Annotated in this window: 21 protein-coding genes, 2 rRNA genes and 3 pseudogenes; 11 read left to right on the forward strand and 15 right to left on the reverse strand. The window is 40.7% G+C overall.

What is annotated here, in order from left to right; translation table 11 throughout:
• Both FTV37_RS10800 and rrf read left to right on the forward strand, forming a co-directional pair.
• Positions 1–106 (forward strand): 23S ribosomal RNA (locus FTV37_RS10800); the annotation flags it as partial.
• Positions 107–295: 189 nt separating this feature from the next.
• A 5S ribosomal RNA gene (gene rrf, locus FTV37_RS10805) occupies positions 296–410 on the forward strand.
• Between the two features lie 124 nt (positions 411–534).
• Here rrf and FTV37_RS17915 read toward each other — a convergent pair.
• Positions 535–660, reverse strand: a pseudogene (locus FTV37_RS17915) (hypothetical protein); the annotation flags it as partial.
• A gap of 32 nt (positions 661–692) precedes the next feature.
• Between FTV37_RS17915 and FTV37_RS10810 the strand changes: the two are divergent.
• Positions 693–1033: pseudogene (locus FTV37_RS10810) on the forward strand (IS3 family transposase); the annotation flags it as partial.
• Between the two features lie 141 nt (positions 1034–1174).
• On the opposite strand, the gene FTV37_RS10815 reads toward FTV37_RS10810, so the two are convergent.
• The 3 genes from FTV37_RS10815 to FTV37_RS10825 are packed head-to-tail and all read right to left on the reverse strand — an operon-like array spanning position 1175 to position 2944.
• A complete protein-coding gene (locus FTV37_RS10815; protein ID WP_180063836.1) occupies positions 1175–1816 on the reverse strand; it encodes a hypothetical protein in 642 nt (213 codons plus the stop codon).
• A gap of 18 nt (positions 1817–1834) precedes the next feature.
• A complete protein-coding gene (locus FTV37_RS10820) occupies positions 1835–2263 on the reverse strand; it encodes a ClpXP protease specificity-enhancing factor (RefSeq protein WP_180041717.1) in 429 nt (142 codons plus the stop codon).
• A 27-nt stretch (positions 2264–2290) separates the two neighbouring features.
• A complete protein-coding gene (locus FTV37_RS10825) occupies positions 2291–2944 on the reverse strand; it encodes a glutathione S-transferase N-terminal domain-containing protein (protein ID WP_180022871.1) in 654 nt (217 codons plus the stop codon).
• A gap of 164 nt (positions 2945–3108) precedes the next feature.
• On the opposite strand from FTV37_RS10825, the gene FTV37_RS10830 reads away from it, so the two are divergent.
• Positions 3109–3351 (forward strand): hypothetical protein, encoded by a 243-nt coding sequence (locus tag FTV37_RS10830; RefSeq protein ID WP_180063837.1) that lies wholly within the window; start codon positions 3109–3111, stop codon positions 3349–3351.
• Positions 3352–3415: 64 nt separating this feature from the next.
• Here the strand turns inward: FTV37_RS10830 and rpsI are convergent, their stop codons facing one another.
• Both rpsI and rplM read right to left on the reverse strand, forming a co-directional pair.
• Complete coding sequence (gene rpsI, locus FTV37_RS10835) at positions 3416–3802, reverse strand: 30S ribosomal protein S9 (protein WP_078190115.1); 387 nt, start codon at positions 3800–3802, stop codon at positions 3416–3418.
• A 12-nt stretch (positions 3803–3814) separates the two neighbouring features.
• On the reverse strand, positions 3815–4243 hold the full coding sequence (gene rplM, locus FTV37_RS10840; protein ID WP_004722943.1) for a 50S ribosomal protein L13: 429 nt from the start codon (positions 4241–4243) through the stop codon (positions 3815–3817).
• 662 nt (positions 4244–4905) lie between these two features.
• Between rplM and pdxA the strand changes: the two genes are divergently transcribed.
• The 4 genes from pdxA (at position 4906) to FTV37_RS10860 (ending at position 8463) form a co-directional block, all read left to right on the forward strand.
• Positions 4906–5889: a 4-hydroxythreonine-4-phosphate dehydrogenase PdxA gene (pdxA, locus tag FTV37_RS10845; protein WP_180063838.1), complete on the forward strand. Its 984-nt coding sequence runs from the start codon at positions 4906–4908 to the stop codon at positions 5887–5889.
• Positions 5890–5958: 69 nt separating this feature from the next.
• Positions 5959–6768 carry a pilus assembly protein PilJ gene (locus tag FTV37_RS10850; protein WP_180063839.1) on the forward strand — a complete coding sequence of 270 codons (810 nt, stop codon included), beginning with the start codon at positions 5959–5961 and terminating at the stop codon, positions 6766–6768.
• Positions 6769–6798: 30 nt separating this feature from the next.
• Positions 6799–7611 carry a 16S rRNA (adenine(1518)-N(6)/adenine(1519)-N(6))-dimethyltransferase RsmA gene (gene rsmA / locus FTV37_RS10855; RefSeq protein ID WP_078190111.1) on the forward strand — a complete coding sequence of 271 codons (813 nt, stop codon included), beginning with the start codon at positions 6799–6801 and terminating at the stop codon, positions 7609–7611.
• 6 nt (positions 7612–7617) lie between these two features.
• Complete coding sequence (locus FTV37_RS10860; protein WP_180063840.1) at positions 7618–8463, forward strand: symmetrical bis(5'-nucleosyl)-tetraphosphatase; 846 nt, start codon at positions 7618–7620, stop codon at positions 8461–8463.
• A 53-nt stretch (positions 8464–8516) separates the two neighbouring features.
• On the opposite strand, the gene FTV37_RS10865 is transcribed toward FTV37_RS10860, so the two are convergent.
• The 6 genes from FTV37_RS10865 to hflX form a co-directional block, all read right to left on the reverse strand.
• The gene (locus tag FTV37_RS10865; protein WP_180009211.1) at positions 8517–8963 is read right to left on the reverse strand and encodes a DUF2147 domain-containing protein; all 447 of its coding nucleotides are present in this window, start codon (positions 8961–8963) and stop codon (positions 8517–8519) included.
• Positions 8964–9116: 153 nt separating this feature from the next.
• Positions 9117–9566 (reverse strand): DUF2147 domain-containing protein, encoded by a 450-nt coding sequence (locus FTV37_RS10870; protein ID WP_180009209.1) that lies wholly within the window; start codon positions 9564–9566, stop codon positions 9117–9119.
• Positions 9567–9626: 60 nt separating this feature from the next.
• Complete coding sequence (locus tag FTV37_RS10875) at positions 9627–10079, reverse strand: DUF2147 domain-containing protein (RefSeq protein ID WP_111884999.1); 453 nt, start codon at positions 10077–10079, stop codon at positions 9627–9629.
• A gap of 248 nt (positions 10080–10327) precedes the next feature.
• The gene (locus FTV37_RS10880) at positions 10328–11002 is read right to left on the reverse strand and encodes an LrgB family protein (protein WP_180009207.1); all 675 of its coding nucleotides are present in this window, start codon (positions 11000–11002) and stop codon (positions 10328–10330) included.
• A gap of 11 nt (positions 11003–11013) precedes the next feature.
• Positions 11014–11385 carry a hypothetical protein gene (locus tag FTV37_RS10885; RefSeq protein ID WP_180009205.1) on the reverse strand — a complete coding sequence of 124 codons (372 nt, stop codon included), beginning with the start codon at positions 11383–11385 and terminating at the stop codon, positions 11014–11016.
• A 43-nt stretch (positions 11386–11428) separates the two neighbouring features.
• The gene (hflX, locus tag FTV37_RS10890; protein WP_180009203.1) at positions 11429–12763 is read right to left on the reverse strand and encodes a ribosome rescue GTPase HflX; all 1335 of its coding nucleotides are present in this window, start codon (positions 12761–12763) and stop codon (positions 11429–11431) included.
• Positions 12764–13175: 412 nt separating this feature from the next.
• On the opposite strand from hflX, the gene FTV37_RS10895 reads away from it, so the two are divergent.
• On the forward strand, positions 13176–14000 hold the full coding sequence (locus FTV37_RS10895) for a 1-acyl-sn-glycerol-3-phosphate acyltransferase (protein ID WP_180009229.1): 825 nt from the start codon (positions 13176–13178) through the stop codon (positions 13998–14000).
• Between the two features lie 44 nt (positions 14001–14044).
• Here the strand turns inward: FTV37_RS10895 and FTV37_RS10900 are convergent, their stop codons facing one another.
• Positions 14045–15664, reverse strand: a complete 1620-nt coding sequence (locus tag FTV37_RS10900) for a phospholipase D family protein (RefSeq protein ID WP_257224302.1) — start codon at positions 15662–15664, stop codon at positions 14045–14047.
• A 104-nt stretch (positions 15665–15768) separates the two neighbouring features.
• Between FTV37_RS10900 and FTV37_RS10905 the strand changes: the two genes are divergently transcribed.
• Positions 15769–16779, forward strand: coding sequence for a metallophosphoesterase (locus FTV37_RS10905; RefSeq protein WP_180041733.1), 1011 nt, complete (start codon positions 15769–15771; stop codon positions 16777–16779).
• 293 nt (positions 16780–17072) lie between these two features.
• Here the strand turns inward: FTV37_RS10905 and FTV37_RS10910 are convergent, their stop codons facing one another.
• Complete coding sequence (locus tag FTV37_RS10910) at positions 17073–18386, reverse strand: MFS transporter (RefSeq protein ID WP_180026703.1); 1314 nt, start codon at positions 18384–18386, stop codon at positions 17073–17075.
• A 145-nt stretch (positions 18387–18531) separates the two neighbouring features.
• Positions 18532–19173, reverse strand: coding sequence for a hemolysin III family protein (locus FTV37_RS10915; protein ID WP_180011623.1), 642 nt, complete (start codon positions 19171–19173; stop codon positions 18532–18534).
• A gap of 107 nt (positions 19174–19280) precedes the next feature.
• Here FTV37_RS10915 and FTV37_RS10920 point away from each other — a divergent pair.
• Positions 19281–20484 (forward strand): annotated as a pseudogene (locus tag FTV37_RS10920) (SAM-dependent methyltransferase).
• Positions 20485–20491 lie beyond the last annotated feature (7 nt).

Genomic DNA, 20491 nt, shown 5'->3' on the forward strand with positions numbered 1-20491 from the left:
ATGTCCACTAAAGAGCCGTTGAAGACTACGACGTTGATAGGTTGGATGTGGAAGTGCGGTGACGCATGAAGCTGACCAATACTAATTGCTCGTGAGGCTTGACTATACAACACCCAAACAGTTGTATATATAGCATCAATTGATTCGATATTAAGCAAAATAACCTGATTTAGTTAACGCTTAAGAACAAAATACTGCAACTCAGATATGATCTGTTAATAACTCATTTGGTAGAAAACTTAGCACGAAGAGCACTGCTCTGAGATTAGACTAAGCAAGTATCCATAACAGTTGTGCTGGCGACCATAGCAAGAGTGAACCACCTGATCCCTTCCCGAACTCAGAAGTGAAACCTCTTAGCGCTGATGGTAGTGTGGGGTTACCCATGTGAGAGTAAGTCATCGCCAGCTCATTATTCGAAACACCCCCTGATATCTCAGGGGGTGTTTTTTTATGTGTGGAGAAAAAAGATAGAAGGGGGCGAAAATAAAGCGTTGGAAATCCAACGCTATAAATCGACCTAAAACGATAAAATTATCTTAACTGACGTCGTGCATGCTTTAATGCAGTTCTTAACCCTTCTTCTAAAGTTGGATGATAAAAGGGTTTATTTAAAATTTCATGAATGGTTCGTTCTTCTGAAATCATCCAAGCTAACATAAGCCAATGACTGCATAATTTGAATTGTGGGCGGGTATCCAACGAATATCATGGTCCATTCTGACCAAGGCTCACAGCACTGTAGTCGTGATTTTAGAGCGCTATTATTGATGAATAACTGCATCCAAAGCATGTCTAGACGAGGCCTTGCGCAGTATATTGCTCATGGGATAATGCAGTAACAGAAAGCTTCTTTCACACATTTAAAGGTCATGTGGTACATGGCAGTGTATTTTTGACCCGAAAAGAAGCCAATGTTGTCTTGTTTGACTATATTGAGATTTACTACAATCGAGTGAGAAGGCACTCTGCAAATGGTTGGTTAAGCCCAGAAGCCTTTGAGCAGAAATATTTTAAGAATTTAGAGGGATAGGTTGTCCACGATACTGCCTGGGATCATTATTTGGCTACCTTTATCGGGTAAATTTTATATTTAAAATATCAATATCCTAAATATTCGATTAAAAAAAACCTGCTTAAAAAGCAGGTCATAGATTTAGAGAAATGAAGTCAATTAAGCAAGAATATTACATGCTGCAGATGCCAAAATCCATAGAATCACCACTGCAACTACTGGCTCTACAATTTTTGACCAAGTCGGTACTTGTACTTCAGTTGTTACGTCTTCTTGTGTATGTTGTTGATTAACCATTTGATTGAACTCCTTCATTGATGCCTCTAATGATATCTCTTCTTGAAGATTTGGTTTAGAACCAAGGAGCTCTGTTAGGTTGTTTGTTGACCAAACCCAATCATCCGCTTGACCAGAAAGATGTTCAATTTGTCCGTTGAGTAATTCTCGAATACTTTGCGGTGAATGTGAGCCTGTATCATGAAGTTGTTTTAATTCATTTAATTGTAAATGAAAAACTTCTGTAGTTAGGTTTTCGAGTTCAGAGCGTTCTAATGTTGATGCATTTGAAGGGTTGGTGGTGAGATGACGTGAAACTTCCTGAATATAGAGTTCATCAGGCTGAGTAATTTCTTGATAAACCTTTTCACCATTAATGCGTAGCTGATGAATCAATTCACCTAAGGTTAAAGCATTAATTTCACGTAAATGTTGTCGTTTTTCTTCACGATTTAAATGACTTAAAAGCGTAGGCTTTTGAGATTCTATTTGTTCGACAAAATATTGTACTAAATCAAAAGCCATTATTCGCTTCCTTATTCTTTAATCGAGCAACCTTAAACCCGGTTTTTTCTTCGGTTGCTCTTGTTGTTCTTGGTCGTTTGATTTTAAAGCATTTTGATCATTCTGAATACCTTCATATTCTTGAGGATCGAAGAACATGCCTTGACCATTTTCACGTGCATAGATGCCTAGAACAGCAGAAAAGGGGATATAGAGGTTTTGCGAAACGCCACCAAAGCGTGCAGAGAAAGTAATCGTCTCATTACTCATGTGTAGCGCATGCGTTGCATGAGGTGCGATATTCAGGACAATTTGGCCATCTTGAATATATTGAACTGGCACCATCGTACCATTCTGTGTCGCATCGACAAGTAGGTAGGGGGTAAGTTGGTTTTCACAAATCCATTCATAAAGTGCCCGTGTTAAGTATGGACGTGTTGGAGTGAGTTGTAGTTCCTGTTCAGACATAATGCTTACTCGAATATTTATGGAAAATTAATTTTTTACTAAAAGCTCGCTATAGCGATTTTTTTCCTGCAATGTCATTGATTTGATAAATGCTGGACGGCTAAAGATGCGCTGGCAATAGAGAAATATAGGGCGGCATTGCTGTTTGGGAAGCTCAATCCCCATGGCTTTTAGGCGCAGAAATATAGGTGCGAGCATACAGTCTAACATGCTAAATTGTTCAGACATAAAATAAGGATAATGCTGAAACAAGGGGGTTAGTGAAATGAGTGTATCACGTAATTGTTTTTGTGCTTTTTGTTTGGCTTTTTCATCGAGGGTATCGGGATGGCGAAGCATAATATCGGCAAGTCTTAACCAATCTTGTTCGAAGCGCCATACATATTGACGTTGCTCTGCACGAGGCATGGGTGCATCTGCATACAGTTTATTTTGACGATATCGGTCATCCAGATATTCGGCAATAATACTGCTTTTATAGAGTTTTAGGCCATTTTCAATCATCATCGGAAGTTGATTGTAGGGATTTAAACTCGCAAGATCTTCGTCTTCATCATCAGCAATAATTAAATTATGTTTGATTTGCTTCTCTGCAAGTACATAGCGTATCCAGTGTGAGCGAAAGTCATCCGCATGACTGTAAAGCGTAATCCCTTGGAGAGGTGCATTTTCGACTGACATAATCCGAGACGATGAGAAATGAATAAGATAGGATACTAAAATTAGACAGTAAAATCACGGAGACTTTAGCAATATCAATGCAGCTACAGTGAAAATTACAGTTTTGTTTTATTTGATTTTATCTGATAGCTTTTCATATCATTCATTTACCTGATCATCACCGCATGATGACCATTGCACTTGTACAAAAATTATTATTTTTCGCTTCTGTTATTTTTATGGGCATTGGCTTTTATACGGCACTCGCTGGAGGTTATGCTTCTGATTATGGAGCAGAGGATGATAGTCCTGAACAAAAAAGCAAAATGACCATTTGTACAATTACACTAACACTGTCGGTTATATGCTTTATTGCGAGTTTGAGTCTCTTTGTTTATCGGATCGTTATTCTATTTGATTTATCTTGATAAAAATCAAGACATAAAAAAACCTTGGCATAAGCCAAGGTTTTTGTCCGATTCGGTAAACGAATTAACGTTTAGAGAATTGAGGACGTTTACGAGCTTTACGTAAACCAAGTTTCTTACGTTCAACTTCACGAGCATCACGAGTAACGAAACCAGCTTGACGAAGAGCAGGTTTAAGAGTTTCGTCAGAAGCAATCAATGCACGAGTAATACCGTGACGGATAGCGCCTGCTTGACCGCCGATACCACCACCAGCAACAGTGATGTAAAGGTCATATTTCTCAGTAGCTTCTAAAAGCTCAAGTGGTTGATTAACAACCATACGAGCAGTTTCACGACCGAAATATTGTTCTAAAGAACGGTTGTTGATTACGAGTTTACCAGTACCAGCTGATAGGAAAACACGTGCAGTTGCGGTCTTACGGCGACCTGTACCATAGTTAGTAGCCATGTGCTGTATCCCTTAGATGTCCAAAACTTGTGGCTGTTGAGCAGTATGTGGATGCTCAGTACCAGCGTACACTTTCATTTTCTTGATCATTGCATAACCAAGAGGACCTTTTGGCAACATGCCTTTTACAGCACGTTCGAAGATTTCTTCTGGTTTGTGAGCAACTAATTTTTCGAAATTAGTTTCACGAATACCACCAGGGAAACCAGTGTGGCGATAATATTTCTTATCAAGTGATTTTTTACCAGTCACTTGAACTTGCTCAGCATTGATAACAACGATGTAGTCACCAGTGTCAACGTGAGGAGTATAAGAAGTTTTGTGCTTACCGCGTAAACGACGAGCGATTTCAGTCGCAAGGCGACCTAAAGTTTTGCCAGAAGCATCAACAACGTACCAGTCGTGTTGAACTTCAGCTGGCTTAGCGCTGAGAGTTTTCATTAAACCACTACCTATTATAGTTGGTTTGGACTATGGAAGCTGTCCAAACAAAAGGAGACGCGATTCTATACGAATACGTGAAGAATCACAAATGAAAATATAAAATTTCAAGCGCTCTATTGTAGTATATTTCTTCAGCAATAAACAGCAGATAATCCAGAAATTATAAAAAAAGCGGATGAAAGTAAATCATGTCGAATTCTAATCTGTTAAAAAACACATCTGAACCCTCATTTTGGCGACATTGGTGGTATTTAATGGGCTTATGTAGCGCCTTGGTTTTAAGCCCAACTTTTTTGTATTTGGTGTATTTGCATGGGGCGGATGGCGCAATCATCGTTTTGTTGATGATGCTCACGTTATTTTTCCTTAGTTATTTATTTGTTTATCTGCTGATTGGATTATTGCTTCTGGGTGGTATGTCTTTTTGGCTGATAACGAAGAATCCACAACATGTGTCAGCAGTTCAGCGCGGCATTATGATTCTTATTTGCATTGATTTGGATCATTGGCATTTCAGGTTTTGCTTTCGGTTTCATTCCATACAATGTCGCACAACGCGCTTATTTTTGAGTTTTGTCAGGTATTTTTAGTCAATAAAATTAGGTCTGTCATGTGCATCACACAGTATAATAATGTTATTGCACACACAGGATAAACCCATGCTGCCTTTATATATCACGAGCGGTGAACCCGCAGGTATCGGACCTGATATTTGTTTGAGCTTAGCCAATCGAATAGATGAAAGGCCAATTGTGGTTCTTATTGATAAAGATTTGCTACTCAAGCGCGCTCAACAATTAAAGCTCGAAGTTGAACTGATCGACTATGTTGGGCAGGATGAGTCGGCAGCTCTAGGTCAGCTTTATGTGGAACATGTACCTGTGACTAAACCAGTTATTGCAGGTCAGTTAGATGTGAATAATGCAGCTTATGTGTTGGAGCAATTACGACGTTCTGCAGATTATGCGATGTCAGGCAAAAGTGTTGGTGTTGCCACAGCGCCTGTGCAAAAGTCGATTATCAATGATGCTGGTATCCATTTCAGCGGACATACGGAGTTTTATCAGGAATTTGCAGGTGTACCACGTGTTGTGATGATGCTAGCAACCAAAACCTTGCGTGTTGCTTTAGCGACGACCCATCTAGCTTTACGTGATGTGCCAGATGCCATTACTCAAGAACGCTTGCATCAGGTCATTGATATTCTGATTCATGATTTAAAAACCAAATTTAAGAAAGATCATCCGCATATTTTAGTCTGCGGTTTAAATCCGCACGCGGGTGAAGATGGCTATTTGGGCAGGGAGGAGATTGAAGTGATCAATCCGGTGCTAGAGCGTTATCGCGCTCAAGGGGTGAATATGAGCCTGAGCTTACCTGCTGATACCTTATTTACCCCTGAAAATTTAAAAGATGCCGATGCGGTTTTGGCGATGTATCACGATCAGGGCTTACCTGTGTTAAAGTCGCAGGGCTTTGGCGAAGCCATCAATATCACTTTGGGCTTACCGTTTATTCGGACTTCAGTGGATCACGGCACAGCACTGTCACTGGCTGGAACTGGTCTTGCTAAAAGTTCGAGTTTACAGGTGGCGGTTGATTTGGCTTTAGAATTAGCACGTGCGAAAAATAACGAAACTTAATAATAAATGTTTGAATTTTATATGAATATTAGTAAAAAATTATCAAAAACAATACAGGAAAATAACAAGATGCTTAGGGCGAAATCGATCATTCGCCCATTTTTTGGGATTGCGTTAGCGTTGATGCTGTCAGCATGCTCAACGCTCGCTACAGATCATCATTCTTGTGAATTAAAAGTATTATCGCTGCAAATTCCAAAACAGACGGAAGGATTTATACGTTTTGCATCACCGGCTGCCGTGGATGGCTTTAAACATAATCAGCAAAAATTTAATCAAGCGCTGACTGCGGTGCATAAAAAATATGCGAATCGTGATGGTGCTGATAAAATGCTTCAAGATGGACAGGCAATCAATGCTAATATTGATCTGCTTGTACAGCATCAAAATAGCCTGAGTGCGCTATATGAATCTCAACTTCTTGTAAGTGAAACCATTCCGGGTATTCAAGCTGAATATAACCTTCTGGCTGATATGATGGCTAGAGCAAACAATTCAGCAATGCAAGCGATTATTGCTAAAAATCAAGTCTTTATTTCGGGACGGCTGTTGGATTCTTTGCTGAATTTAACTGATGTGAATTCTATTCATCCAGACGATTTAGATGACTTTTTAGCAGATTTTGAAACTTTCAATATTTATTTGAAGGCTCAACTGAATGGTAATCCTGAACTGGGTGTAGAGCGCGTAAACAATGCTGAAATGCGCGAAAGTTTGCTCTCCATTCAGGCTGAAACTGAAGAAATGATGAAATCTGAAACAATGGCTTTGTTGAAACAAAAAGAGCCATTGCTCAGTGTAATTAAAGCGGCTCGGGATAATGTGACCAAGTCCGAAGAAATTTTTGCTCGCTTGAGTGAATTTGAATCAAGTCAGTAATCGTTGTAATAAACCTATGCGGAGAATTTTATGTATCAAATTAATGCCCTAAACCCAAAAGATGAAGGGCATCACACGCGTAAGCGGTTTGGACAGAATTTCTTACATGATCAACGTGTTATTGCCAAAATTGTACGTTCGGTAAATCCGCGTACTGGTGACAATATTGTCGAAATTGGTCCCGGTCTTGCTGCGCTTACATCGCCGTTAATTGGTGAATGTGATGCTCTAACTGTGGTTGAGCTGGATCGTGACTTAGCCGCAGGTTTGCCGGGCCGTGTGCCGCATCCTGAGCGCTTGACCATTGTTGAAACTGACGCGCTGAAATATGACTTTACCGAGCTGTTTGCCGAAGGCCGTCCACTGCGTGTGGTTGGTAACTTGCCGTATAACATCTCGACACCGTTGTTATTCCATCTCTTGGAATTCGGGGACAAAGTCAAAGACATGCACTTCATGTTGCAAAAAGAAGTTGTGGACCGTATTACCGCTTCACCGAATACTAAAGAATACGGCCGTTTATCGGTGATGATCCAATACTTCTGCAAACCGACATTTTTATTTGAAGTACCGCCGGGCTCATTTAATCCGCCGCCAAAAGTCACCTCTGCGGTATTCCGTTTAGAGCCTTATGCTGTTAAACCGATTGTGGCGAAAGATGAAAAAGCGCTTGCGCGTTTGGTTTCACATGTCTTTACTCAGCGCCGTAAGACCTTGCGTAACAGCTTAAAAGGCATGCTGGTTGAAGATGGTTTTGAAAATGCAGGGGTTGATCCAATGGCGCGTCCGGAAACTCTAACACTTGCAGAATTTGTCGCATTAGCAGATCAAATGGTGGCTTAAATAATTATGACTCGCTCTATTCGCTATAACTATGTCATTGGTGATGTTCAAGGCTGTTTTGAAGCATTAAAAGCTTTACTGAAAGAGATCAAGTTTGATGCAGACCAAGATTTTATATGGTTTGCCGGTGATCTCGTCGCACGGGGTGAAAACTCGGTAGGCGCTTTGCGGTTCATCAAAAAATTAGTGGATAGTGAAGTTGCGGCGACGGTACTGGGCAATCATGATCTGACTTTGCTGGCATGCGCTCGTGGTATTAAGGATATCAATCCTAAAGACAATATCGATGATGTGATTCACGCTTTAGAAAGTGATGATTTGATTGATTGGTTACGCAAGCAGCCGCTGTGTCTATTTCCGAATGAGCAAACCATTTTGACTCATGCGGGTATTCCTTTGAATTGGACTGCGCAGCAAACCGCAGACTTGGCAAAGGAAGTGGAAGCGGTGATTGGTCATGACGACTTTGATGTGGTCGATGCGTTTCTTCAAGTGATGTACGGTAAAGAGCCGAACCTATGGTCGGATGATTTGTCTGGTCATGCGCGCTTACGCTGTATTACCAACTATTTGACCCGCATGCGCTTAACCGATGCAGAAGGTCGATTAGAGTTCAGTTTTAAAGATTCACTCGATGACCCTATGCCGAAGGGTTTTAAGCCATGGTTTGAGTTTGAGTCACAAGCAGCTCAGACCCATCAAATTCTTTTTGGTCATTGGGCTGCTTTACAAGGAAAAAGCATTTCAGCAAAAATCCAAAATGTGGATGGCGGATGTGTTTGGGGCAATCAGTTGATGGCCTATCGTTTAGAAGATCAGCGCATGTTTGCGGTCGATAATCCTGTAATGTAAGTATTTAAAAATAAAAAAGCCGCATTGATGCGGCTTTTTTATTGGTGTGAGGATTAGTCTAAACGAATCCAAGTTTGGTTACGGCCAAGTACTGAAACACCAATACTTGCACGTAAAGTGAGACGTTTCCCCGTGCTATTCAAACGAATTTTTGCATCGTAAAGTTTACCTGCCAATGGGTCGATAACACGGCCTTTTTCATAATTATTTGTGTCATTAACTTGTTTTAAACCTTTAATAATCTCCATACCGAGAATTGGTTGGTTGGTATAAGGCGCAGGGCACTTATTACAGTTTTTTTGCGGTGTATAGCCCGGACGTGGCGTAATTTTAATAATTTTACCGGTATATGTATTATTTGATTCTTTGTGAATCGAAATAATCGCTTTGGCCGCCCCTGTTTTATCGTCAATTTGTTGCCACGTGCCGGCAATGTCATTTGCAAATGCGACATTCATCAAACCCAATGTGCATAGGCTGAATAATATTTTTTTAAACATAATCGCTTTTCCCCGAGAAGCGTGATTTATGAACATGTATGTTAGAAAGTTTATGAGAATAGTCAACTTTAATTTAAAAATAATTTGAAGATGTTCGGCATAAAAAAGCCACCCTGAAGGGTGGCTTTTTTTTAACTTATTTTTAAGTGAGGGTTAATTGATGCGAATCCAAGTTTGGCTACGTCCCAAAGTCGATACACCCATATAAGCACGTAAAGTCAAACGTTTGCCTGAAGCATTCAGACGAATTTTAGTATCGTAAACTCGTCCCGCTAAAGGATCAATAATACGTCCTTTTTCGTAATTGTTGCTGTCATTCACCTGTTTTAAACCTTTTAAGACATCCATGCCTAAAATAGGTTGATTGGTGTAAGGAGCAGGGCATTTATTGCAAAGTTCACGTGGAGTGTAACCTGGGCGTGGAGTGACTTTAACAATTTTACCTGTGTAGGTTTGATTGGCTTCTTTACGAATTTCAATTACCGCTTTAGGTGAGCCTGTTTTATCGTCGATTTGTTGCCAAGTACCTGACAAATCTTGTGCGAAGGCAGAACCACTCATTACAGCAGCTAAGAATAAGAGGCTCACTTTTAATTTTTTCATCAGATATTCCCTGTAGGTGGTTCACCTATATCAAATCAATGAACTAAATAAAGTTAAAATTTATTCAGCGCGAATCCATGTCTGTGTACGACCAATTGCGGAAATCCCTAGATATCCACGTAAATGTAAGCGTTTACCATTGGCAGAAATTTTGCCTTTTAAGCTATAAATTTTGCCTGCTAAAGGATCAATAATTTTCCCTTGAGAGTAAGTGTTTTCGCTTTCAAGTTTTAGCCCCTTAAACACATCCATGCCTAAAATAGGTTGGTTGGTATAAGGTGCAGGGCAATTCACACATTTTTCCTTTGGTGTATAACCCGGACGAGGCGTCACTTTGACAATTTTTCCGGTATAGGTGTCTTTGGCATCTTTTCGAATTTCGATCAGTGCTTTAGGAGAGCCGGTTTTATCGTCAATTTGTTGCCAAGTCCCTGTAAGATCTTGAGCATAGAGTGCAGAGCTTGTTACTACAGCACCGAATAATGCAGCCCATTTCAAGCTTTTTTCGATCATATTAATAATCCTTTATCAATACACTTTGTGAGGGTTTATTGATCATACTAGGTAATATTTGAACTTAGAGCAACTACTCTAAGCATAAATATTTACATTTTATGCGGGAAAGTTGACATGTTGCACAAAAGTGCCTTTACCAAAAATGTAACATCCACAGCACATCATTCAATGTGTTGTGGTGTACCATAGAATTTATATTAAGTTTGTTTTTTATACAAAACAATCATTTTAAAGTGATTGCTCAGTCACATATTTTGTAGATAGAGTATGAAGGTTGGCAGCCAGATCGCTGTAAATACTGCATTGACGGCCATACCAAAAGCGGCATAGCGCCCCGCAACACTTCCGCGCTGCCAAGCTTGTGCAGTTCCAATAGCATGTGCAGCAAGTCCCAAAGCGAGTCCTGAGGCACGCTCATCATGAATGTTTTTGAGTATGATGGGTGAAAATGCTGCACCAATCACCCCTGATAAAATTACAATCAAAATCACCAAAGGAATCGGGGAATGCAGCAGCGTGGCAATGTTGATGGCAATAGGGGTCGTCACAGCTCGTGTAGCAAAAGCCATAATGGTTGGATCAGACAGATGCAGTAAATAAGCCAGCCCCATAGGGAGGGCAACGGCACTGATACTGGCAAAGACTAAAATCCCGCCCACGGCTTTTAATGGTAAGTCATCGTAACGCATCGCTGCTAAAGGAATGGCCAAGGCCACTGTGACATAGCCGAGTAAGTTATTGAACAGTGGATTCACCTGTGCCATATAACTTTCATAGGAAATGCCAAAAAGATAGAGCATACCAATGACGAAAAACATCCCAATCACAATCACGGGGATTTGCGGTAATTTTTTATTAATGGGTTTTGCGACAAGATAGGCGATCAGGGTAATGATGAATCCAGAGATGATTGAAAGCATGTTGATTCTCCTTATAGCCATTTCTTAGACATTTTTGCGTAGACCCACAGCGGTATGAGGGTGCTGACAAAGAGAACAATCAAAAACATTGGAATTTCATCACCTAAATGCATCATCATCAGCAATGAGCCTGCACTAATGGGTAAGAAGGCAAAGGCACTTTCTTTCATGATTTTATTATTGGTGTCGACCAAACTGGCCGGAATTTTGTTGAATTTTCTCCAAAATGAAAGCACGATCAGTAAGCTAATCAGTCCGACGAGATTGCCTAATTCGGGGTGATTGAATTGCTTCATGACCCAGACCGCGCCTTCACGGAAAAGAATAATTAATGCAATAGTGCCTATCCAGGCTTTCCAGTCGATGCGCTTGATCCAGTCCATTTTTGTCTTTCGTTAAAATTATACAAATCAAGTTTTAACCGATTTAATCTTTAATTTCAAATTCTTCAAGAGGACGTTGGAATTGTTGCGCACGCGTTCCCAAAATTTCATCAATGGGTAAATGCGCCTGTTTAATCAGCTGTTCTAACTTATGCGGGGCAATGATGACGTGCAGAATCAAGTTGCCTTGTTCATCATAATTTTCATTTTGGATCACATTGAGCGCATACAGTTGTGTTCTTAATTTGCCATAAGCCGGTTTTAGACGGACTTCAAAGCTTTGAATCTGTCCCATTAAGCATTCTTGAACCGCTTGGCGTAATAAGGGTAGACCTTTACCACTATGTGCTGAGACATAGACACGTTCCGGCTGATGCGGCTTGCCATAGATGATTTTAGGATCTTCGCCACTGACATCAATTTTGTTATAAACGCGCAGAATCGGAACATCGACACCAATTTCTTTCAGTACTTTTTCGACAGCCTCGATTTGTTCCATCATGTCTGGACTACTGGAGTCAATGACATGTAACAATAAGGTCGCCTCCAAGGTTTCTTCTAAGGTGGCTTTAAATGACTCGACCAATGAGTGCGACAAATTACGCACAAAACCTACAGTATCGGCGAGCACTAAGTTGCCGATACCATCCCAATGTAGACGGCGTAAGGTCGGATCCAGTGTTGCAAACAGTTGGTCTGCTGCATAGACATCGCTTTTTGCTAAATTATTAAATAAGGTCGATTTACCCGCATTGGTATAACCGACCAATGACACGGTCGGAACTGCGGCTTTTTGACGTGCCACACGACCTTGCATACGTGTTTGGCGGACTTTCTCAAGTTTTGCTTTGAGTTGTCCCATGCGGAGCTTGAGTAGACGACGGTCGGTTTCTAGCAGGGTTTCACCCGGGCCACGTAAGCCAATCCCGCCTTTTTGACTATCGAGATCGCCGCGACTACGAATCAGTCGTGAAGCCATATGCTGTAATTGGGCCAATTCAACTTGCAATTTACCTTCATAGGTACGTGCGCGTTGGGCAAAAATATCTAAAATTAATTCTGTACGATCGACCACACGACAACGCATGATGCGTTCAAGATTACGTGCTTGGGCAGGGGTGAGTGCATGATCAAAGATGACCAATTCAGCTTCATGCTCTGCAACCACTTCTGCAATTTCTTCAGCCTTCCCTGAGCCAATAAATAATTTGGCATCAGGCTTAATACGCTGAGCATGCACATGTTGCAGAATATTGGCACCTGCAGATTGAGCAAGTAAGTGGAATTCTTCGGCATCAAGGTTTGCGAGCATTTGTACTGCCACGCTGACTAAAATAACGCGTTCACCGCTCGCTTGATGTTGATTTAAATTTTCCACTCAGCACACACTCCTGTTTAAAGATTCATTTTAGGCGAAAATGGAGTGCGAGGGTTAATCTAAGTGAGGGATTAATGGCTAAGTTGCTGTATGTCGTGCTATTCAATTAGAGAAAGCTGTGAAAGCTCAGTGCCAGTAAAAAAAGCACACTCATATATATCAGTGAAAAACCAGCAATGGCTTTTAAAGCTTGCCATGAAGAAATAGGAGGGGGATCTGAATGTGAGTGATTCATAATGCATAACCTTTAAAATCGATATAAAAATGATATTTGATTTTTAAAAACGATTAAAATGGAAAAATATTATCTTCGACTTCGGTTTTTATGATCAATGCAAAAAAACTGTCTTCGGTATATGATGATGAAAATTTACGCCAAATTGTGGCACCGTGTCATTTTAGTGAACCGTTTATGAATCAACCTCAAATCGTCAATACACCGCAAATTAATGTGTTTTCAAAATTTTATTTGTATTGTAAAAAAGTCGGTGCAGCAGCTGTTGCCGTGACGCAGGGTTTTTATTTGGTTTATCGTCATCAATTGTATAAAGACCCGAATAACCCGCAAAATACCCGCTATGTGCAGTATTTTTGTCGCAAGTTATGCAAAGTATTTAATCTTGAAGTCAAAGTGCATGGCGAAATTCCACGTCAACCAGCCCTTTGGGTAAGTAATCATATTTCATGGTTAGATGTGGCAGTTTTGGGTTCTGGCGCACGTGTTTTCTTTTTGGCGAAAGCTGAAATTGAAAAATGGCCAGTGCTGGGTAATTTGGCGAAAGGCGGTGGTACCTTATTTATTAAGCGTGGCTCTGGCGACTCGATTAAAATTAAAGAACAAATTACAGGCTTCTTAAAACAAGATACGCCGGTACTCTTTTTCCCAGAAGCCACCACTTCAGATGGCAGCAAAATTAAAAAAATTCATGGTCGTATTTTAGGTGCGGCGATTGAAGCCGAACGTCCAGTCCAAATTTGCTTAATTTGCTATGTGAATCAGGACGGTGAACTCGATAATATTGCACCCTATGTCGGAGACATTAGCTTTGATCGACATGTCAAAAATGTCTTAGAAATGCCGAAAGTCACAGCGCATCTGATGACATTGCCCGCAATTGATTCGGCAGGTCATACTGTTGACAGTCTGACACAAGAAGTGCAGCAAAAAATGAATCAGGGATTAGCAGAGCTTCAAGCTAAAGTTCTTAAAGCGCCAGTTCCAGTTGAAGCTAAATAATTTAATGATACAGGCTGCAAGGGGATGCCTTTGCAGCACAATCCTTACATAAAGCCTTCGAGCGGCAACCAAGAGATAAATTTCACCCCCGCTTTTTGCCACCACTTGATTTTCGGTTCACGTGGATAAATACGCGTTTGACCATTTGACAGCTTAATTTTCCAATTGATCTGTTGGTCTGCATTGAGCACTAACTTATAGGCATATTTACTTAAATTTTCATCCATGGTGTAGTGGACGGCTTTGGCTAAGCGTGGGCTATTCAGTAATACCCCAATTTCAGTATTTAAATATGCTGAACGTGGATCAAAGTTAAATGAGCCGATAAAGACTTGTTTTTCATCAATTGCCATCAGTTTGGCATGCAGGCTTGAACGGCTTAAACCTTTTAGACTAACTTTAGATTTTTCCGCCAACTCTTTGGTATTGGTGTTGAGGTTTTCTGCATCAGGTCTAGAGAGAAATTCATAGAGTTGAACGTCGTGTTCCAAGAGATCTTGACGATATTTGCTATAAAAAGCATGAACCAATGGTACGTCATTGGCCTGGAATGAGTTGGTCAAGACTCTGACTTTTACGCCATCTGCACGAAGGTTTTTTAGGCGTTCAGCCCCTTTTTTTTCTGGGACAAAGTAGGCTGAAACGATATCGACACTTTGTTCCGGTTTATCTAAACGGTTGAGGAGCTGAAAGTTAAGGTGCTCTTCTTTTTTGGCTTTAGATTTGATTTTGCTCGGGGAGTCTTTGACGACTTCGGCTTTGACCCAGTCAAATTGGATTTTATTATTGAGCCAGTCATCAAAGGCATGTGAACGATTGGCTAAGTCCAAATAATTGACCACAGTGGCTTCTTGGTTATAGTCATCGAGTTGTTGTTTGAGACTGTCAAAGCGCAAGCTATAGTGGCGTGGATTAACCAATTGGCGTACTGGAAAGGCATAGTCATCATTCCAATATTCGTCAAAAGAATGAATGATTTCATCGGATGCCGCACCGACCAGCATGACGTCAACATCGGAAAATTGATAGTTATCACTGACGTTATAGTATTGGTTACTCATATTGCGACCACCAATCAGTGCGATCTGATTGTCTGCAATAAAGCTTTTATTGTGCATACGGCGGTTGATGCGTTTTAGATCCAGCACCATATCGACAGGGCGGAAATGTCGGAAGCGGTAGGGGTTATACAGTTTGACATCAATATTGGCATGTTGGTCGAGTGCCATATAAATGCCTTCCATTTTTTTGGCATTGTTGTCATCGACCAATAAACGAATTTTCACCCCACGATCTGCAGCTTTGATCATGGCATGTAGGGCCAAAGCACCAATTTTGTCGTTATCCCAAATATAGTATTGTAGATCTAAACTTTTTTCGGCCTTATTGATTAGCTCGATTCGAGCTGCTAAGGCCTCTAATGGGTCATAAAGAACGTGGTAACCGGTTAAGTCTGGATTTTGTTCACGTAGCGGCAGCACAATTTTGGCGAGGCTAGTATCGTCTGTAGGGGTATTAAAGGCATATTCCACAGGTTGTGGTTGCTGTTTAGGCAAGGTACTACATGCAGATAAAGTCAAAACAAGGCTACAACTCAGCAAAACCGCCTTAGCGTGGTTGTGTATGAAGGGCAAATTTTGCTGTTTCAGTGTAGCTAAGTTCATACTGTTAGACATACTAAAAAATTTGATTTGAGTATAAGTGTCAGCTGTGAAAAGATAAATACAATGACCGAGTTTTCTTGTTAAACAAATTGTAGAGCAAATGTATGTGGGAATTAGATTCCGTAGTGATGTATTTTTATATCGGATTGGCTGTGTTAGGCGTTTGGGCAATTTCCCAAGCTTGGCTAAGTCAGTCGCGCACGGAAACGATTCATCCATTTAAAGCTTTCGTACATTTGTTGGCATTTTATCTTTCTTATTTACTTATCCCTTTATTCTTCTTTAGCTTTTATGCAGGCTGGAGTGGCTATTATTCACTACATGAAGCGATTTTTGTCGGTGCTGTTACGGGGCTTTTGTGCTATGCCCGATTTATCGAGCCGCACATGATTCAGGTGAAAAAATGCCAATATCAATTGCATGAAACACGACAATTATTAAAGCCTGTACGCATTGCCTTAATTGGTGATTTACATATTGGTTTATTTTCGGGTCATGAACGTCAGTTAAAAATGATCGTCGATAAAATCAATGCACAAAATCCTGATTTGGTCGTGGTTGCAGGGGATTGGACTTATGAGCCTGAAAATAAGTTGGCTGAAGAACTGGCTGTACTGAAAAATATTATTGCGCCGATTTATTCGGTGAATGGTAATCATGATGAGCAATATCCCGGCCCGCCTATTCAAGCGTTATTAAAACATGCATTAGAAAGTAATCATGTGGTGGATATCGAAGGGCAAGTGGTGGAATTTAATGAGTTTCGCTTATTAGGCGTTGGGGACTTATGGGCTGGTAAAGCCGATATGCGCTATTTGCCAGAATTGCCACAAGATAAACCTTGGATCATTTTGTCGCATAATCCAGATACCGTTGATATGGTACCTAAACTGCCAGGACGACCATTGATGTTGTCGGGTCATACACATGGTGGACAAGTGGAATTGCCATGGTTGACCGATTATGTAATGAAAAAAGTGTCGATTTTAGGTCATAAAAAAGGGCTATATCAGCATGACAATGCAGATGTCTTTGTCACTGTTGGTACGGGCATGGTTGGGGTACCTTTCCGTTTTCTTGTGCCACCGACCATTGATATTATCGAGTTGGTTTAATCAAAAACTACCGTTCATTATCGCTAAACGGTTTGGTGACTGTTCCTCTTGATGAAGAGCTACAGACCTTGCTTTGTTAATAAAATTGAACCGTGCCATTAAACATTTGCTGTTTGAAGTTGAGTGAATGACCGTGTCTTGAAACAGATGATGTGTATTGCTCAGTTGGATCTAAGCTGCATTCATGAATTACATCAAAATGCTGTCAACTACAGAGTATTCATCAGTTCATTGACTCAATTTGAGACATAAAAAAGCCAGCAATAGGTGCTGGCTTTTTTATTATGTGCAGATTAAACCTGATTATTCACATCATCATTTTTAGTTTCACGAATCATTAAGAACGCGATCAATGAAAGGATTGATGCTGCAGTTAGATAGTAACCTACTGCATATAAACCATAGCCAGTTGCAAGTTTAGTTGCGATCAGTGGCGCGAAAGATGCACCAAAAATACCAGCCATGTTAAAGGTTAAAGCTGAACCTGTGTAACGTACAGAAGTTGGGAAGATTTCAGACAATACCGTACCAATTGGACCATAGGTTAAACCCATGATCGCAAGACCGATACATAGGAATAAGAACACCATCGCAGTACTGCCAGACTCAAGCATGCTTGAGAAGACTAAGCCAAACAATGCAGATACAACACATACCGCAATCGAAGTCGTTTTACGACCAAATTTTTCAGCAAATACAGCAGAAAGTGGAATGAAGGCAGCGAAACAAAGTGTGGCAACCAGTTGAAGTTTTAAAAATTCTTCACGTGTGTAACCAAGCTGGGTTGTACCCCATTGTAAAGCGAATACTGTGGTTAAGTAGAACACTACAAATGTACAAATCGCGGCAATCGTACCGAGAATTAACATCCCCCAATGCTTGATGATCACTTCTTTGAATGGAATGTTAACTTCTTTTTGCTTATCCAAAACTTTTTGGAACGCAGGTGTTTCATGTAATTTTAGACGAATCCACAGACCGACAATAACCAATAGCGCACTTGCAATGAATGGAATACGCCAACCCCATTGCATAAACTCAGCTTCAGACATGAAGTGACCTAAGGTCAAGAATGAGCCTGTTGCAAGAATAAAGCCGATTGGCGCGCCCAATTGAGGGAACATACCATACCAAGCACGTTTGCCTTCTGGCGCATTTTCAGTTGCAAGTAGCACGGCACCTGACCATTCACCACCTAAACCAAGACCTTGACCTAAGCGACAAAGTGCAAGCATGAGCGGAGCAGCGATACCAATTTGAGCATAGGTTGGAAGCAAGCCGATACATACTGTCGAAATCCCCATGGTGAGGAGAGCGGCAACTAATGTGGCTTTACGACCGATACGGTCACCTAAATGGCCAAAGAATGCTGCGCCAATCGGGCGAGCAATAAAGGCAATCGCAAACGTTGCTAAAGATTGAATTGTTGCGGTTGTTGGATCTGTACTTGCAGGGAAGAACAGATGCGGGAAGATAATTACAGCCGCAGTTGCATAGATGTAGAAATCGAAGAACTCGATTGTGGTACCTACAAGACTTGCTGTAAGTACGCGGAATTTTGAATTTGTTGGTTGCTGTTCAGTGGCAGCAGCACTTGAAGACGCCATGGTGGACCTTACACTTACTAAAAATAATTGAACTTAGTTTTAAAAGCGTAATCTTTTTAAAAAAGGCGTAATTTCTTAAAAAAATACGAAATACCAACTTACGAACTGCGGAATTAGGGTCACTAAAGAATGCAGTGTCAGTGGGTTATATCACGTAGAGATAAATCGACAGGAAATGTGATCCTGCACCTATCAATACAAAAATATGCCAGATAGCGTGTGTATATCTTACCTTTTTTAAGGCATAAAACAATGCACCGATTGTATAAGATAGCCCGCCAATGATCAGGTAGGTTAAAGCTTGATCAGATAAAAAGCGTTGCATATCATCCATTACCAGTACCGCAAGCCATCCCATCACCAAATAGGCAATCAACGAAATCTTTTGAAAACGATGAATGAAAATTAATTTGAATAGTGTCCCAATTGCGGCAATGACCCACAGTGCAATGAGTAAATAATGCGCTTTTGCGGTAGGCAGTGCGATTGCCAGAAACGGGGTGTAAGTGCCTGCAATTAAATAATAGATTGCAGTATGGTCGAGTTTTTTGTACCAACCACGGCGCTCAGGAGACTCTGCGAAGTGATATAGACTCGATGCTGAAAACAATAACAGCATACTGAATGCATACACCCAAAGTGCAAGCCATTGTCCAGTTGGAAGGTAGGAGCCTTTTAAAATCAGTAGGATACCTGCGATGGCAGACAAAGCCGCACCGAAAGCATGGGTATAGAAATTCAGTCTTTCTTCAGCTGGGTCATAAGCTAAAAGATGGGGAGCATTCATAACGTATCTTTTATAATAATTTAAATATACACATGTATAGTAATTCAATTTTGCTTTTGGTGTAAGAAGATTTAAAATTGTTTTGCAAATTTATCTAGGTTTATATTATGTCATCTTTGGCTTCTCCCTCTACGCAAGAGCAGCAATTTTTAGCAGCCTTTCAGCAAGCCATTGAAACACAGCGTTTTGATCGCATGATCTTGAGTCAGTATAAAGGTGAATTAGAGCAATTAGAAAAAATGACCTTGCGAGTCATTTCTCAGCTGTTTATATCGTTACAAAACCCAAGACATCACCAAAAACTATCCAATCGCATCCGCATATCAACAAGTCGAAAGTTTATTGAGTTGTTGTAAGCAAGCCAACCTGATGACCTTGGATGAAGAAATTCAGCTCAAAAAAAATAAAAAGAAAGCGATGCTAAGCATCAGCAAAAAGCAGCCAGCCTTAGGGAAAATTCCTACGGAGCAGCAAGGACATGATCGAGCGAAACATCGCTATGTCGATCAAAACAGTTATTTCTTACAGCCACTCGGTATTACGGATGCAAAAGCACAAATTATTCCGAGCATGGCACGTAAATGGAAACAAATTAATAAATTTGTAGAAATTTTTTCAGGCGCTTTAAGCCAGATCAAAGAGACCGATCAATCTCTACATGTCGTGGATTTTGGTTCAGGTAAAGGCTATCTGACTTTTGCATTATATGATTATTTAGCAAAACACCAGCAAGTGCCTAAAGTGACAGGGGTTGAGCTAAATCCGAAAATGGTGGAATTTTGCCAAAGCGTTGCGCAGCAGTCGAATTTCAGCCAACTGGATTTTTTCCAAGGCGATGTTCGTACATATGCGCCTGAGCGCTTAGATGTCATGATTGCACTGCACGCTTGTGATGTAGCAACGGACTTTGCGATTCATACGGGTATTCGATTAAATGCGCAAATGATCATGTGTGCGCCGTGTTGTCATAAAGAATTGCGTCCGCAATTGAAAGCGCCGCAAGTGCTCGTACCGATGTTGCAATTTGGTATTCATGCAGGCCAGCAAGCAGAGATGCTTACTGACACGATTCGTGCACTTTTTTTGAAAGCTTATGGTTATGAAACCAAAGTCTTTGAATTTGTGGCACTTGAGCATACCAGTAAAAATAAAATGATCTTGGCAACCAAACGTGCAGACTATGTCGAGCCTGATCAAGCGGTATTGGCACAGATTCAAGCTTTAAAGGACATGTATGGCATTCAAAAGCATTCGTTAGAATTATTGTTAAATGATCAATGGGACCAGCAAGATATTGGCTGTAAATGCTAAAGGATGA

Origin of the sequence: Acinetobacter sp. YH16042, assembly GCF_013417245.1 — a bacterium.
GTDB lineage: Bacteria > Pseudomonadota > Gammaproteobacteria > Pseudomonadales > Moraxellaceae > Acinetobacter > Acinetobacter amyesii.

Bases quoted from the DNA above. Each gene is read 5' to 3' on its own strand.
- FTV37_RS10815 (WP_180063836.1), bottom strand. From the start codon at position 1,816: ATGGCTTTTGATTTAGTACAATATTTTGTCGAACAAATAGAATCTCAA.
- FTV37_RS10820 (WP_180041717.1), bottom strand. From the start codon at position 2,263: ATGTCTGAACAGGAACTACAACTCACTCCAACACGTCCATACTTAACA.
- FTV37_RS10825 (WP_180022871.1), bottom strand. From the start codon at position 2,944: ATGTCAGTCGAAAATGCACCTCTCCAAGGGATTACGCTTTACAGTCAT.
- FTV37_RS10830 (WP_180063837.1), top strand. From the start codon at position 3,109: ATGATGACCATTGCACTTGTACAAAAATTATTATTTTTCGCTTCTGTT.
- rpsI (WP_078190115.1), bottom strand. From the start codon at position 3,802: ATGGCTACTAACTATGGTACAGGTCGCCGTAAGACCGCAACTGCACGT.
- rplM (WP_004722943.1), bottom strand. From the start codon at position 4,243: ATGAAAACTCTCAGCGCTAAGCCAGCTGAAGTTCAACACGACTGGTAC.
- pdxA (WP_180063838.1), top strand. From the start codon at position 4,906: ATGCTGCCTTTATATATCACGAGCGGTGAACCCGCAGGTATCGGACCT.
- FTV37_RS10850 (WP_180063839.1), top strand. From the start codon at position 5,959: ATGCTTAGGGCGAAATCGATCATTCGCCCATTTTTTGGGATTGCGTTA.
- rsmA (WP_078190111.1), top strand. From the start codon at position 6,799: ATGTATCAAATTAATGCCCTAAACCCAAAAGATGAAGGGCATCACACG.
- FTV37_RS10860 (WP_180063840.1), top strand. From the start codon at position 7,618: ATGACTCGCTCTATTCGCTATAACTATGTCATTGGTGATGTTCAAGGC.
- FTV37_RS10865 (WP_180009211.1), bottom strand. From the start codon at position 8,963: ATGTTTAAAAAAATATTATTCAGCCTATGCACATTGGGTTTGATGAAT.
- FTV37_RS10870 (WP_180009209.1), bottom strand. From the start codon at position 9,566: ATGAAAAAATTAAAAGTGAGCCTCTTATTCTTAGCTGCTGTAATGAGT.
- FTV37_RS10875 (WP_111884999.1), bottom strand. From the start codon at position 10,079: ATGATCGAAAAAAGCTTGAAATGGGCTGCATTATTCGGTGCTGTAGTA.
- FTV37_RS10880 (WP_180009207.1), bottom strand. From the start codon at position 11,002: ATGCTTTCAATCATCTCTGGATTCATCATTACCCTGATCGCCTATCTT.
- FTV37_RS10885 (WP_180009205.1), bottom strand. From the start codon at position 11,385: ATGGACTGGATCAAGCGCATCGACTGGAAAGCCTGGATAGGCACTATT.
- FTV37_RS10895 (WP_180009229.1), top strand. From the start codon at position 13,176: ATGAATCAACCTCAAATCGTCAATACACCGCAAATTAATGTGTTTTCA.
- FTV37_RS10900 (WP_257224302.1), bottom strand. From the start codon at position 15,664: ATGAACTTAGCTACACTGAAACAGCAAAATTTGCCCTTCATACACAAC.
- FTV37_RS10905 (WP_180041733.1), top strand. From the start codon at position 15,769: ATGTGGGAATTAGATTCCGTAGTGATGTATTTTTATATCGGATTGGCT.
- FTV37_RS10910 (WP_180026703.1), bottom strand. From the start codon at position 18,386: ATGGCGTCTTCAAGTGCTGCTGCCACTGAACAGCAACCAACAAATTCA.
- FTV37_RS10915 (WP_180011623.1), bottom strand. From the start codon at position 19,173: ATGAATGCTCCCCATCTTTTAGCTTATGACCCAGCTGAAGAAAGACTG.